Genomic DNA, 13162 nt, shown 5'->3' with positions numbered 1-13162 from the left:
GGACCGGGGGTCAGGACGCGGTGGTGAAGATCGCGACCCCGTTGGCCGCGACGCTCAGTTCCTTACCGTTGTCGAAGCTGGCGGTGAGGCGCTCGGCAGCCTTCGGGAAGCCGTCCGAGTCGACCGGCGCGTTGCCCTCGGTGTAGACGTACTTGTCCAACTCGATCCGTCCGGTCGGCGCGGTGATGGACACCCGGGCCGTGGTGCTGTTGCGGTTGACCAGGACGAACGTCCAGCCCTTGTCGCCCGGCAGCTTGGCCTTGAGCACCCGCACGCCGGTCGGCTGCGGCGGCGCGTACATCTCGGTGCCGGCCGGCAGGTAACGGCAGAGCAGGCTCCAGGTGTAGAACCAGGGCCGCAGCGTCGTGGGGTCGAGGGGCTCGTAGTGGTCCCACATCCCGCACGAGGTCTTCTCGGCGTACCCGTCGAGGCACCACGCCATGGCGCCGTCCACACCGGCCCGCGCCTCCTGCACCGCGAGGTCGGCCATGCGCACGGCCTGGGCCGGTTCCTTGGCGAAGTTGTAGTCCTTGTCGGGGTCGTCGCCGGGCGCCTTCATGCCGGTCTCACCGAGGATCACGGATCCGCCGCCGCTGGCCTCCTTGAGCTGCTTCACCGCCTCGGTCAGCGTCGCCTCGGGGTATTCGGGCGGCGAGCCGGGGATGTCCACCTCGTGCACGTAGAAGTGGGCCTCGTACTGGGCGACCTCGCGGTCCATCGCGGACTGCAACCACCAGTCCTGGACCGTGGTGCCGCCGCCCGGGAAGGTCCAGCCCGAGCTGTGCGAATGGGTCAGGGCGAGGTCGTTCATCGGATCCGTGGTCGCGCCGGACGCGGTGAACAGGGTGACCTTGGAGACGGCCCGCTCGATGCCCTGGACCGGCGGCATCGTCAGCCGCAGGAACTTGGTGCCGTCCGGGAACGCGCGCGGGGAGACGTCGACGCGGTACCACGGGGTGGTGGCGTGGGTCTTGACCGGCGCGGTCTCCTGCACGTCGATGTCGGTCCAGTCGGTGCCGTTCTTCGAGGCCTGGAACGTCCAGTGGACGCCGCGCGCGTCGGGCGTGCGGTAGAAGCGGGCGGAGAAGCCTGTCAGGCCCACTCTCTTCCAGACGAGGTTCTGGGGGGTCCCGGCGTTCGCCTTCGGCACGGACATCGAGCCCAGGTCGCCCTCCTGGGCGGCGATGCTCGCCTCCGCGGTGTCCGGACCGCCGATCAGGTCGGGCTCCAGGCCGGCGCGGTCGAACGCCGCGCGCAGGTTCGCGGTGGCGGTGACCCAGTTCGCGTACTTGAGACCCTTGTCGTTGTTGGGCTCGTTGATGCCGTTGTACCGGACGACGTTGGTGAAGCCCTTGTCCTTGACGAGCTTGCGCATCAGGTCGGCCTGGAGCGTGGCGGCCTCGGGCGAGGTGTAGAAGTCCGGGCTGTTCAGACCCCACATGCCGGTCACCACCTTGGTGCCCTGCTTCTTGTAGTGCTCCAGGATCCGGAAGGCGTTCCTCATCTGGAAGGTGTCCCAGTTGTACTGGCCGACCTTCTCGGACGGGTTGAACCACGGGCGGTTGAACATGATCCGCACCAGGCCGGGGTTCATGTAGTCGGTGCGCTTGGTCAGCTTCCTGAACTCGGAGTCGGGCCACTCGCCGTTGCCGGGTGGGATGTCGTGGCGGCCGCGGTACAGCGGGTCCTGGTTGTACCCGAAGCCGAGCCAGTTGCTGCGGACGGCGTCGTCGACAGGGGCGGCCTGGATCGGCGCGGCCGGTGCCAGCACCGTGCCGGCGAGGGCCACGGCGACCACCGGCACGGCGAGCGCGCGTCGGAGGGTCAGTCTGGTGTGCATGGAGTCTCCTGCGGGGTGGGCAAAAAAAGACGAACCGGGGGTTCGCCTGGGACAGCAAACCCGGTTCGGGTCAGGACTTTACGCGGATACTGTTCGCGTTCGGTAAGGGCTCCACTCCGGACCGAAGATGAGTGCTAACGATCAAAAACGATCACGGCGCGACCGTCGAGGGTCCCGGCCGCGAGCCGGGCGTACGCCTCGTCGAGTGCGTCGAACGCGAACTCCTCGACCCGGTTGTGGATCAGACCGGCACCGGCCAGGGAGATCACCTCACTCGCGTCCGCGATCGTGGCGCCCTGGAAGGTGTAGACCTCGCCGTCGCGCGGCAGCGTGCCGAACCAGGGCTTCGTGAGCCGGCCGCCCGCCGATCCCACGAGCCCGTACGCCCCGCCGGCCCGGACCGCCGCGACGCCCGCGGCGATGGTCTCGTCGGTGCCGACGAAGTCGAGCACCGCGTCCGCGCCGGTGCGCCCGGTGAGCTGCCGCAGGCGTCCGGCCGTCGAGGCGTCCACGCCGTCCAGCGGCACGGCCCCGGCCTCCTCCGCGAGGGCGCGCCGGTCGCTGCCGGGATCCACGGCCACCACCCGGGCCGCGGTCAGCACCCGCAGGAACTGCACCGCGAACAGGCCCAGCCCGCCCGCGCCCAGCACCGCCACGGTGCCGCCGGCGGTGATGCGGGGCAGCGCCCGCCGGACCGCGTGGTAGGCCGTGGCTCCCGCGTCGGTGAGCGGGCCGGCGTGTGCCGGGTCGAGGCCGCCCAGCGGCAGCAGGCCGCGGCGGCCGCTCACCAGGACGTAGTCCGCGAGGCCGCCGTCGCGTCCGTATCCGCGGCCGGCGAGCCCGTGCGGGCAGCCGTTGTCCAGTCCCCGGACGCAGAACCAGCAGGTGCCGCAGGAAGCCGAGGCGGCCAGCGCGACCGGGTCACCCTCGGCGAGGCCGCCGACGCCGGCGCCGAGTGCGGCGACCCATCCGGCCGTCTCGTGGCCCAGGGTGAACGGCATCGTCCAGCCCAGCCGCTCGCCGCCCGCCCGCGGCATCCGCCGCATCGTCAGGTCGGACCGGCACAGCCCGCAACCGGCCACCCGCACCAGCACCTGCCCGGCGCCCGGTGCCGGCACCGGCACCTCGACCGCCCTCGGCGCGCGGTCCCACTCGATCATCCGGTACGCCCGCATCGTCTCGTCCACGTGCCAAGACTGAAACACGTTCTTCGTACGGTCAAGCGGACACTCCACCGTACGTTGACCACAGAATAGAACGCGTTCTAGCATGAGCCGTGCTTACCCAGCGGTTCACGGAAGCGATCCACGACGCGGAAAAGATCATCGTCGGGGCCCCGCACGTCCAGAGCGACCAGGACCTGGTCGAGGGGTACGACTACCTCGCGGGCAGCATCCGGGCGTCGCTGCAGATGGCGTGGGCCTACGACCGCGACTTTCCGTACTTCGTCCGGTCCACCGGGCCCTACACGAAGCTCGGGCTGGACAACCCCGACACCCTGTACTTCCACGCCTGGCTGCGCGCCGACGCGGAGTACGTGGTCACCGGGCGCCGGGGAGGGACGAGCGACCTGAGCTTCCAGATCCTCGACGGTGACTACACGCCGCTCGAGGTCCCGGGCAGTCTCGCCGCCTTCGACGACCGGGACATCCGCCTCGACCCCGACGGTGCCTTCCGGCTCCGGTTCGGTCCCGGCGTCTCGGGCGCCGACGCGTTCCCGCTCGCCCCCGGGTCGGCCATGCTCGTCGTGCGCGAGGTGTTCAGCGACTGGGCCGGCGAGGAGCCCGGCACGATCCGCATCCACCGCGCCGACCGGATCGGCCAGGCCCCGCCGCCGCCCACCCACGCCACCCTCGGTAAGCGGTATGCGGTGGCCGGCAAGATCCTGCTGAGCCGGTTGCGCACTTTCCTCGCCTTCGCCGAGCGGTTCTACCTTGGACTACCGGTGAACACCCTGACCCCGCCCCGCCCGACGCCCGGCGGTCTGGCCACCCAGTATTCGTCGGTGGGCCACTACGACCTCGGCGACGACCGGGCGATGGTGGTCACCGTTCCCGCCTCCGACGCGCCGTACCAGGGCATCCAGTTGGGCAGCATGTGGTACGTCTCGCTGGACTACATCAACCATCAGACGAGCCTCACCGTGTCCCAGGCGCGCGTCGATCCGGACGGCATGATCCGGTACGTCATCAGCGAGCGTGACCCGGGCGTGGCGAACTGGCTGGAGTGCACCGGCCACCGCCGCGGCTACATCCAACTGCGCTGGCAGCGGCTGTCGCGCGCGTTGACCGCCGAGGACGGGCCGCAGACGGAGGTCGTCGCCGTGGAGGACCTGCCCAAGGCGCTGCCGTACCACGAGCCGATCGATCCGGCCGCCTACCGGGAGCGGATCGCCGCCCGGCAGGCCGCGGTGGCGTTCCGGATGCTGGGGTGAGCGCGATGCTGCCGGCGTTCCGGTCGTGGGGGTGGAAGTCGTGGGGGTGGAACCGGTGTTGATGGCGGACAGAGTCGTGCTGGTCGCCGGGGTCGGGCCGGGGCTGGGTCAGGCCGTTGCCGTCCGGGCCGCGCAGTCCGGCGCCGACGTGGTCCTCGCCGCCCGCACGGAGTCCTACCTGGCCGAGGTGGCCGGGAAGGTGACCGCCGCGGGCCGCCGGGCGCTGGTCGTGCCCACCGATCTCACCGACGACGCGGCCGCCCAGCGGCTGGCCGACGCCGCGCTGGCCGAGTTCGGCCGGGTGGACGCGCTGGTGAACAACGCGTTCGTGATGCCGCCGATGCGCAGCCTGGGCCGGGTGGACCTCGACGACCTGCGGGCCGGCTTCGAGACCAACGTGCTCGCCGCGCTGCGGCTGACCCGGCTGCTCACCCCGGCCCTGGTGGCGGCCGGCGGCTCGGTGGTGATGGTCAACTCCGCGGTGCTGCGGCACTCCCGGCGCCCGTTCGGCCCGTACAAGCTCTCCAAGGTGGGGTTGCTCGCCGTCGCGCAGAACCTGGCCGGCGAGCTCGGCCCGCACGGCGTACGGGTGAACTCGGTGGCCCCCGGCTGGATCTGGGCGGACAGCCTGCGGGCCTGGTTCGAGTACCAGGCCGCCGAGCGGGGGGTGCCGGCGCAGCAGATCTACGACGAGACCGCGGCCACCACCGACCTGCGCCGGCTGCCGGAGCCGGACGAGATCGCCGACGCCGTCCTCTTCCTCGCCTCCGACCTCGCCCGCGGCATCACCGGCCAGTGCCTCGACGTGAACTGCGGAGAGTTCCACCACTGAGCGAGGGGGACCGGCATGCACACCACCCGCACCGACGTGGGTACGGTCGAGGACCTGCACGCCTCGGCCACCCGGCTCACCGGCCTGGACGACTTCGGCGACGACGACTACCTCGACGGTCTGCGGGTGCTGCTGGCCTCGTACGCGACGGAGAGTGCTTTCACCCCGGCCGGCAGCAGGGCGACCCGGGCGATGGTGCGCACGGCGCTGGTGTCGCGGCTGCTCAGTGAGGCGGCCTGGCGGCAGCATCCGGAGCACGCGTCGGTGGCCGTGACCCGGCCGATCTTCGTGACCGGCCTGCCGCGCACCGGTACGACGGCCCTGCACCGCCTGCTCGCCGCCGACCCGGCGCACCAGGGCCTCGAGCTCTGGCTCGCCGAGGCACCGCAGCCCCGGCCGCCCCGCCAGGACTGGGAGTCCCATCCCGTCTATTCCGCGCTGCAGGCCGGGTTCGGACGGCACCACGAGTCCGACCCGGAGTTCATGGGCATGCACTACACCGCCGCCGACCAGGTCGAGGAATGCTGGCGGCTGCTGTGCCAGTCGATGAGGTCGGTGTCCTTCGAGTGCCTGGCGCACATCCCGGCCTACTCCGGCTGGCTGGCGACGCAGGACTGGACTTCGGCCTACCGCCGGCACCGGCGGAATCTGCAGCTCATCGGCCTGCCGGACCGGGACCGCCGCTGGGTGCTGAAGAACCCCAGCCACCTGTTCGCCCTGGACGCGCTGCTCGCCGCCTATCCCGACGCCGTGGTGATCCAGACCCACCGGGCGCCGCGCACCGCGATCGCGTCGGTGTGCAGCCTCAACGCCCGGGCCGCACGCGGCTGGTCCGAGCGGTTCGGAGGCGAGACGGTCGGGCGCGGCCAGCTCGCGCTCTGGTCGCGCGGCGTACGCCGGTTCCTCGCCGACCGGGAGCGGCACGCCCCGGAGCACTTCATCGACGTCGGCTACGACGACTTCGTGGCCGATCCGATCGGGATCGTCGCGGCGATCTACGACCGGCTGGGCCGCCCGCTCAGCCCGCAGGCGCGGACCGCGATGCTGGCCCTGCACGCCCGGAGCCGCTCGGGTCTCGCCCGCCCCGCGCACCGGTACGAGCTCGCCGACTTCGGGCTTACCGCGGCCGAGGTCGACGAGGCGTTCGGTGACTATCTGGCCACCTACCCCGGCGTCAGCCCATCCGGCCGATGATCTGATCCGCGAACCGGCGCAGAGCGTCCTTCTTGGCGGCCACCGGGGCGTCGAACCCGGTCCCCTCCGCGATCCAGGGCATCACGATCGCGTCGGTCACCCCGATGTCGGCCTGCCGGCGGAAGCCGTCGAGCCCGGCAGCGTCCACGCATACCGCCTGGATCTCGAACGGCTCGCCGTCCCGGCCGTACTCGGTGCGCAGGCGCGACAGGCGCGCGATGATCTCCGACAGGTCGTCGAAGCGGATCATGGCCGAGGTCCAGCCGTCGCCGGTGCGCGCCGCGCGGCGCAGCGCCGGCTCGGCGTGGCCTCCCACGTAGATCGGGACCGGCTCGCTCGGCGCGGGGCTCATCTGCAACCGGCCGAAGTCGAAGTGCTTGCCGTGGTACTCCACCATGCCGCCGCCGAGGATGAGCCGCAGCACCTCGATCGCCTCGTCGGCCCGGCCCGCCCGCTCGGTGAACGGGGCGCCGCACCACAGCGACTCCTCGGGATTCCAGCCGAGCCCGACGCCGAGGCCGAACCGGTTGCCGGTCAGGTTCGCCACCGAGCCCACCTGGCGCGCCAGCAGCACCGGATTGCGCGGCCCGAGCTTGAGCACCTGGGTATAGAAGCGGATCCGCTCGGTGACCGCGCCCAGCGCCCCGGCGGTGACCATCGGGTCGGCCCAGGGCGTGTCGGCGGTCCAGAACCGCCGGCCGTCCGAGGTGTACGGATAGGCCGCGCCGGCGTGCTCACCGTAGAAGAGGGAGTCGGGCAGGGCGATCGCCGAGAAGCCGCACTCCTCGGCGGTCCGGGCGAGCTCGATGAGCTGGTCCAGTGGGTTCAGCGCGATGCCGAGGGTGAACTTCATTCGAAAACTCCCACGCGTTCGACCGGCGACCGCAGGGTGTCGCCGAGGGCCAGCAACTGCGCCGTGGCACCGCCCAGCAGGAACTCGTGGTACTTCGCGGCGAGGAAGTACCGGTGCAGCGGGTATTCGACGTCGATGCCGACGCCGCCGTGGACGTGCACCGCGGTGTGCGCCACCCGATGCCCCGCCTCGGCGGCCCAGAAGCCCGCCGTGGCCACCTCGGCGGCGGCGCCCGGATGCTCGGACAGCCGCCAGGCGGCCTGCCAGAGCGCGACCCGTAGCGCCTCGACGTCGATGTAGGCGTCGGCCAGCCGCTGCGCGACGGCCTGAAACGCCCCGATCGGCCGCTCGAACTGGACCCGGGTACGCGCGTACTCCGCGGTCATCTCCAGGGCCCGTTCCACCACGCCGAGCTGGGCCGCGCACGTGCCGACCGTCGCGTACGCGCCCAGCCAGGCCCTCGGTGCCGGGTCCGCGAGCAGCCGGTCGCCGGGCACGACCGTGCCGTCGCACCGCAGCAGGCCCGCGCCGGGGCCGCCGGCCACGTGCTGTTCCTCCACGGCGACACCGTCGTCGTCCGGCCTGACCAGGAAGATCCCCGCCTCCGTCGGCACCAGCAGCATGCTGGCGGCGATCGCGGCCGGGACGGCCGGGATCGTGCCGTCCAGCCGCCAGCCCTGCTTGACCCGCTCGGCGCGGACCGTGCCGGCCGTGGCGGTGAGCACGACCTCGCCCCGGCTCGCCGGAACGGCCCACTCGGTCACCTGCTCCTCGGTGCCGAACCGGGCCAGCGTGCCGGCCGCCACCACGATCGACGGCAGGTACGGCACGGCGGCCGCGGCCCGACCCAGCTCGATCAGGATGGCGCACTGCTCCAGCAGCCCGTACCCCTCGCCGCCCGCCCGCTTGGGCAGGGCGGCGGCGAGCACGCCGGCGTCGGCCAGCGCCGGCCACAGCGGACGGCCGGAGGCCGCCAGGTCCCGCGTCAGGGCGGCCAGCTCCCGCGCCTCGTCGCTCAATGAGAAGTCCACGTCAGCACCCCTATCGGCGCACGGGCAGGCCGAGCGGCCCGGCCGCGATGATGTCCCGCTGCACCTCGTTCGTGCCGCCGCCGAAGGTGAGGATCAGCGACGCACGGTGCATGCGCTCGATCCGGCCGTGCAGCAGCGCGCCGGGCGAGCCGGCCCGGACCGTGGCGGCCGGCCCGAGCACCTCCATGAGCAGGCGGTACGCCTCGACCGCCAGCTCGGTGCCGTACACCTTGCCGGCCGAGGCCCCGGCCGCGGCGAGCGTGCCGTCGCCGTCGGACGCCGTGCGCCAGTTGAACAGCTTCAGCACCTCGGTCCGCGCGTGCACCCGGGCGAGATGCAGCCGCACCCACTCCTGGTCGATCACCCGCCGGCCGTCGCCGAGCCGGGTCTGGCCGGCCCAGTCGGCGACCTCGCGCAGCGCCCGGCGCAGCGGGGCGGCCGAGGTGAGCGCCACCCGCTCGTGGTTGAGCTGGTCGGTGATCAGTCGCCAACCCTGGTTCTCCACTCCCACCAGCGCGGTCGCCGGGACCCGCACGTCGGCGTAGTAGGTCGCGCTGGTGGTCGGTCCGGCCACGGTGCGCACCGGCGTCCAGGAGAAGCCGGGCGCGTCGGTGGGCACGATGAGGATCGACAGACCCTTGTGGCGGGGCGCCTCCGGATCGGTGCGGCAGGCGAGCCAGACGTAGTCGGCGTACTGGATGAGGCTCGTCCACATCTTCTGGCCGGTGACGACGTAGTGGTCGCCGTCGCGGACCGCCCGGGTGCGCAGCGCCGCGAGGTCGGTGCCGGCGTCCGGTTCCGAGTAGCCGATCGAGAAGTGGACCTCGCCGGCGGCGATCCGCGGCAGCAGCTCGGCGCGCTGCTCGGGCGTGCCGTGTCGCATGATCGTCGGACCGACCGTGAAGAGGGTCAGGAACGGCACCGGCACCCCGGCCATCGCGGCCTCGTCGGCGAAGACGAGCTGCTCCATCCGCGACCGCCCGCCGCCGCCGTGCTCCACCGGCCAGCCGAGCGCCAGCCAGCCGTCGCGGCCCAACTGGCGCACCACCGTCCGGTACGCGTCGCCGTCGCCGTATTCGCCGTCCTGGTCGGTCAGTGCTTCGCGCAGCGACGGCGTCATCAGGTCGGCGAAGTATGCCCGAAGCTGCCGGCGCAGCTGCACGTGCGCCGGCGTGTATCCGACGTGCATGGGTGGCCCCGATCCGTTAGATTAGAACAGGTTCTAGTAGAGACGATGGGGCGGAGGGCGTCAACCGTGGAGGCGTTTCTGGTCGGTGCTGTCCGTACCCCCGTCGGCCGCCGCGGCGGCGGGCTGGCCGCGGTCCACCCGGCGGATCTCGGCGCGCACGTCATCTCCGCGCTGCTGACGCGCACGGGGGCCGATCCGGCCGCCGTCGACGACGTCGTCCTCGGCTGCGTGGACACGATCGGCCCGCAGTCCGGCGACATCGCCCGGACGAGCTGGCTCGCCGCGGGCCTGCCCGAGCACGTGCCCGGCGTGACGGTCGACCGGCAGTGCGGCTCCGCCCAGCAGGCGGTCCACTTCGCCGCGCAGGCGGTCCTGAGCGGCACCGCCGACCTGGTGGTGGCCGGCGGCGTGCAGAGCATGAGCCAGGTGCCGATCGGCAGCGCCATGGCGCCGCACGGGCCGTACGCGGGTTCGGCCGGATGGGCCGCCCGCTACGGCGACCAGGAGATCTCGCAGTTCCGCAGCGCCGACGAGATCGCCGCGAAGTGGGGCCTGACCCGCGGCGACCTCGACGAGTACGCACTGACCAGCCACCGGCGGGCGATCCGCGCGATCGACGAGGGCCGGTTCGCCGCCGAGATCGCGCCGCTGGGCGGGTGCGGCACCGACGAGGGCCCGCGCCGGGACACCTCGGCCGCGCGGATGGCCGCGCTGGCACCGCTGCGCCCGGACGGCGCCACCACCGCGGCCACGTCGAGCCAGCTCGCCGACGGTGCCGCCGCGCTGCTCGTCGCCTCCGAGGCCGCCGTACGCACGCACGGCCTGCACCCCCGCGCCCGGATCCACCACATCTCCGCCCGCGGCGGCGATCCCGTGCTGATGCTCACCGCCCCGTTCGAGGCGACCGCCCATGCGCTGCGCCGCGCCGGCATGGCGATCGCGGACATCGACCTGTGCGAGGTCAACGAGGCGTTCGCCGCCGTGGTGCTCGCCTGGCTGCGGGAGACCGGCGCCGACCCGGAGCGCGTCAACGTCAACGGCGGCGCGATCGCGCTCGGGCATCCGCTCGGCGCCACCGGCGCCCGGCTGCTCACCTCCCTGCTGCACGAGCTGGAGCGCACCGGAGGGCGCTACGGCCTGCTGACCATGTGCGAGGGCGGGGGACAGGCGAACGTCACCGTCATCGAGCGCTGCTGAGCACGGCGAGCCGGTCGTCCGCCTCCTTCATGATGCGCTCGATGAGCTCGGCGCAGGACGGCAGGTCGTCGATGAGCCCGGCCACCTGACCGGCCGGCATCACCCCGGACTCGGGCCGGCCCTGCACCATCGACGTCCGCAGCAGCGCCGGGGTGTTGGCCGCCATCACCGTCTGCGCCCACGACAATCCGCGGTCCCGCCGGGTGGCGCGACCGGTCCGCAGCAGCGCCGCCCACGACAGGCCGGTCTCGCGCCGGAACGCGCGCGCGTGCCGCAGCGACCGGGCCAGGCCGTAGACCCGCCCGGAGCGTTCGAGCGCCTCGACGAACGGGGTGCGCAACACCCGGTGCGGCACGCCGTCGACCCGGGTGGTGACCACCGTGCCGGTGACCGACGCGGCCAGGTAGTGGCGCTTGACCGCCGCACCGACCGGGCTGTCCGAGGTGAGCAGAAACCGCGTGCCCATGGCGATGCCGGCGGCGCCGTACGCCAGCGCGGCCACCAGCCCCCGGCCGTCGAAGAAGCCGCCGGCCGCCACCACGGGCACACCGACGGCGTCGACCACCTGCGGCAGCAACAGGGTGGTGGGCACCGGCCCGGTGTGCCCGCCGCCCTCGCCGCCCTGCACCAGGACCGCGTCCACACCCCAGCCGCTCACCTTCTCGGCGTGCCGCAGCGCGCCGACCGAGGGCATCGTGAGCACGCCGCCGTCGGCGCAGCGGCGGATCAGCTCGCGGCTCGGCGCGAGCGCGAACGAGGCCAGCCGTACCCGCTCGCGGACCAGCAGGTCGATGCGGTCCGCGGCGTCCGGGATGTCGGCGCGGACGTTCACCCCGAACGGCGCGTCGGTGTGCCGCCGCACCTCGCGGACGGCGTCGCGCAGCTCGTCGAGGCTCATGGCGGCGGAGGCGATGATCCCGAAGCCGCCCGCGCCCGAGGTGGCTGCCACCAGCGCGGGTGTGGACACGAATCCCATGCCGGTCTGCACGATCGGGTGCCGGCAGCCGAGCAGCTCGGTGAGGCGGGTCCTCATCGCAGTTCCCTCTCCCGCAACCCGTCCGGGTCCAGACGGTCCCGGATCAGCGCCAGCTCCTCCGTGGTGGGCGGCCGGGTCTGCGGCACGTCGGCCGGCGCGGCGAGCGGGAAGCCCGTGGCCCGTGCGACCTCGGCCGCGGTGACGCCGGGGTGCACCGAGCGCAGCCGCATGCGGCGGTCCGGGGTCGCGAAGTCCAGGACGGCGAGATCGGTGACCACCGTACGGATCTCGTGGAACCGGTTGGCCGGCGCGCCGAGTTCCGCGGCCCGGTCGTAGCCGATGCCGCACACCATGTCGACCCGCTCCACGAAGATCCGCGGGGAATGCCGCGGCACCCAGTAGCTGACGACGTGGTTGACGGTGTTGCCGGGCGCGCCGCGAACGCCGAGGAGTTGACGGCTCGGCCGGGACCAGTCGCCGATGCAGGAGATGTTCTGGTTGCCGTGGCGGTCGAGCTGGCTCGCCCCCATCATCGCGTGCCGCCGGCCCGAGGCCACCACCTGGAACACCGCGCGGTACGGCAGCCAGCCCTCGACCGCGTCGCCGTGCACGAGGGCCGCCTCACCGTCGCTCAGCACGAGGTCCGGGGCGAAGGTGAGCTGCGCCAGCCGGGCGCCGAGGCGGGGGATGAGCGCCATGGGGCCGGCGAGGATCGCGCCGTCGCCGCGCCAGGTCTCCGCGCACGCGACCACGCAGACCTCCGCGCGGGTCGGTGCGCTCATCGTGCCCGCACCGCCTTCTGGTAGCCGGCCTCGTCGCCGTCCAGGTAGGTCTCGCGGAACCGGTCCCACTCCGGTGGGCTGGCCGCGGCGGCCGCGTACTCGCGCTGGAACGCCTCGTCGCGGCCGTAGTCGGGCACGCAACTCGTGAAGTGCGCGCCGTTCGGGGTGGCCACCACGCCGTCCACCATCATCCGGTTGACCAGCAGCCCCTGCGGCGGCCCGCCGTCCACCAGCTCGGTCGTGCCCACCACACGCTCGCAGGACAGGTAGCGGCGCCGCGCGGCCAGGCAGAACAAGTCGTCGAAGTAGGGATCGGGGCCGAGATAGCGCCCGTTGCCCCGCTCGTCGGCCCGGTTGAGGTGGATCAGCGCGGCATCCAGCGGCAGCGCCGGCACCGCGAGAAACTCCTCGCCGTCGGGGTACGGCGAACGGACGGTCCGCAGCTCCGGGCCGACCCGCGGCACGTCGGAGCCGAGCCCGGCCCGCATCGGCAGGAACGGCAGCCGGTTCGCGGCGGCCAGCAGTCCCCAGTAGAGCATTCCCTCGTCCAGCTCGGTCAGGGTCACCGTGCCCTCCTGCCGTGCCCGGCGGAAGTGCGGCTCCAGCGGGATGCTGTCCAGCGAGACGAAGCCGGTCACCACCCGGCGTACGCAGCCCGCCGCGATCAGCAGCCCGACGTCCGGCCCGCCGAAGCTCACCACGGTCAGGCCGGTCAGCCCGGACCGGGCGATCGCGCGGATCAGCGCCATCGGCTTGCGCCGGGAACCCCAGCCGCCGATCCCGATCGTCATCCCGGACCGCAGTTCACCGACCACGTCCGCGACGGACATCTGC

The 13162-nt window shown here is 73.0% G+C and carries 12 protein-coding genes; 4 read left to right on the top strand and 8 right to left on the bottom strand.

Annotated features, from left to right (window positions below; translation table 11 throughout):
- Positions 1-10: 10 nt before the first annotated feature.
- The gene (locus tag EDD30_RS03640) at positions 11-1840 is read right to left on the bottom strand and encodes a hypothetical protein (RefSeq protein WP_071806490.1); all 1830 of its coding nucleotides are present in this window, start codon (positions 1838-1840) and stop codon (positions 11-13) included.
- Positions 1841-1974: 134 nt separating this feature from the next.
- A complete protein-coding gene (locus EDD30_RS03635) occupies positions 1975-3027 on the bottom strand; it encodes an alcohol dehydrogenase catalytic domain-containing protein (RefSeq protein ID WP_244945099.1) in 1053 nt (350 codons plus the stop codon).
- An 89-nt stretch (positions 3028-3116) separates the two neighbouring features.
- Here EDD30_RS03635 and EDD30_RS03630 point away from each other — a divergent pair, with 89 nt between their 5' ends.
- From EDD30_RS03630 to EDD30_RS03620, 3 genes are all read left to right on the top strand, one after another.
- Entirely contained in the window at positions 3117-4274 is a 1158-nt protein-coding gene (locus tag EDD30_RS03630) for a hypothetical protein (RefSeq protein WP_071803672.1), read from the top strand.
- 61 nt (positions 4275-4335) lie between these two features.
- Complete coding sequence (locus EDD30_RS03625; protein ID WP_394328217.1) at positions 4336-5106, top strand: SDR family oxidoreductase; 771 nt, start codon at positions 4336-4338, stop codon at positions 5104-5106.
- A gap of 15 nt (positions 5107-5121) precedes the next feature.
- On the top strand, positions 5122-6300 hold the full coding sequence (locus tag EDD30_RS03620; protein WP_071803673.1) for a sulfotransferase family protein: 1179 nt from the start codon (positions 5122-5124) through the stop codon (positions 6298-6300).
- Here the strand turns inward: EDD30_RS03620 and EDD30_RS03615 are convergent.
- Genes EDD30_RS03615 through EDD30_RS03605 form a run of 3 tightly spaced genes read right to left on the bottom strand, consistent with a single transcriptional unit; the run spans position 6281 to position 9373 of the window.
- Positions 6281-7153 (bottom strand): TIGR03619 family F420-dependent LLM class oxidoreductase, encoded by an 873-nt coding sequence (locus tag EDD30_RS03615; protein WP_071803674.1) that lies wholly within the window; start codon positions 7151-7153, stop codon positions 6281-6283. The genes EDD30_RS03620 and EDD30_RS03615 overlap by 20 nt on opposite strands.
- Entirely contained in the window at positions 7150-8184 is a 1035-nt protein-coding gene (locus tag EDD30_RS03610) for an acyl-CoA dehydrogenase family protein (RefSeq protein WP_071803675.1), read from the bottom strand. The genes EDD30_RS03615 and EDD30_RS03610 overlap by 4 nt, the downstream gene beginning before the upstream one ends.
- Before the next feature lie 10 nt (positions 8185-8194).
- Positions 8195-9373 carry an acyl-CoA dehydrogenase family protein gene (locus EDD30_RS03605; protein ID WP_071803676.1) on the bottom strand — a complete coding sequence of 393 codons (1179 nt, stop codon included), beginning with the start codon at positions 9371-9373 and terminating at the stop codon, positions 8195-8197.
- 66 nt (positions 9374-9439) lie between these two features.
- Here EDD30_RS03605 and EDD30_RS03600 point away from each other — a divergent pair, with 66 nt between their 5' ends.
- Complete coding sequence (locus EDD30_RS03600; RefSeq protein WP_244945098.1) at positions 9440-10570, top strand: acetyl-CoA C-acetyltransferase; 1131 nt, start codon at positions 9440-9442, stop codon at positions 10568-10570.
- Here EDD30_RS03600 and EDD30_RS03595 read toward each other — a convergent pair.
- Genes EDD30_RS03595 through EDD30_RS03585 form a run of 3 tightly spaced genes read right to left on the bottom strand, consistent with a single transcriptional unit; the run spans position 10554 to position 13158 of the window.
- Positions 10554-11603, bottom strand: coding sequence for an NAD(P)H-dependent flavin oxidoreductase (locus tag EDD30_RS03595; RefSeq protein ID WP_071803678.1), 1050 nt, complete (start codon positions 11601-11603; stop codon positions 10554-10556). The genes EDD30_RS03600 and EDD30_RS03595 overlap by 17 nt on opposite strands.
- Positions 11600-12328, bottom strand: a complete 729-nt coding sequence (locus EDD30_RS03590; RefSeq protein WP_071803679.1) for a CoA-transferase subunit beta — start codon at positions 12326-12328, stop codon at positions 11600-11602. The genes EDD30_RS03595 and EDD30_RS03590 overlap by 4 nt, the downstream gene beginning before the upstream one ends.
- The gene (locus EDD30_RS03585; protein WP_071803704.1) at positions 12325-13158 is read right to left on the bottom strand and encodes a CoA transferase subunit A; all 834 of its coding nucleotides are present in this window, start codon (positions 13156-13158) and stop codon (positions 12325-12327) included. Before EDD30_RS03585 ends, EDD30_RS03590 begins: the two co-directional genes overlap by 4 nt.
- Positions 13159-13162 lie beyond the last annotated feature (4 nt).

It is taken from the genome of Couchioplanes caeruleus (assembly GCF_003751945.1).
Classification (GTDB): domain Bacteria; phylum Actinomycetota; class Actinomycetes; order Mycobacteriales; family Micromonosporaceae; genus Actinoplanes; species Actinoplanes caeruleus.
This window is presented reverse-complemented; position numbering and strand designations above follow the sequence as displayed.

Coding starts and splice junctions, on each gene's coding strand:
- EDD30_RS03590 (WP_071803679.1), bottom strand. CDS start 12,328: ATGAGCGCACCGACCCGCGCGGAGGTCTGCGTGGTCGCGTGCGCGGAG.
- EDD30_RS03640 (WP_071806490.1), bottom strand. CDS start 1,840: ATGCACACCAGACTGACCCTCCGACGCGCGCTCGCCGTGCCGGTGGTC.
- EDD30_RS03625 (WP_394328217.1), top strand. CDS start 4,336: ATGGCGGACAGAGTCGTGCTGGTCGCCGGGGTCGGGCCGGGGCTGGGT.
- EDD30_RS03595 (WP_071803678.1), bottom strand. CDS start 11,603: ATGAGGACCCGCCTCACCGAGCTGCTCGGCTGCCGGCACCCGATCGTG.
- EDD30_RS03605 (WP_071803676.1), bottom strand. CDS start 9,373: ATGCACGTCGGATACACGCCGGCGCACGTGCAGCTGCGCCGGCAGCTT.
- EDD30_RS03585 (WP_071803704.1), bottom strand. CDS start 13,158: ATGTCCGTCGCGGACGTGGTCGGTGAACTGCGGTCCGGGATGACGATC.
- EDD30_RS03615 (WP_071803674.1), bottom strand. CDS start 7,153: ATGAAGTTCACCCTCGGCATCGCGCTGAACCCACTGGACCAGCTCATC.
- EDD30_RS03620 (WP_071803673.1), top strand. CDS start 5,122: ATGCACACCACCCGCACCGACGTGGGTACGGTCGAGGACCTGCACGCC.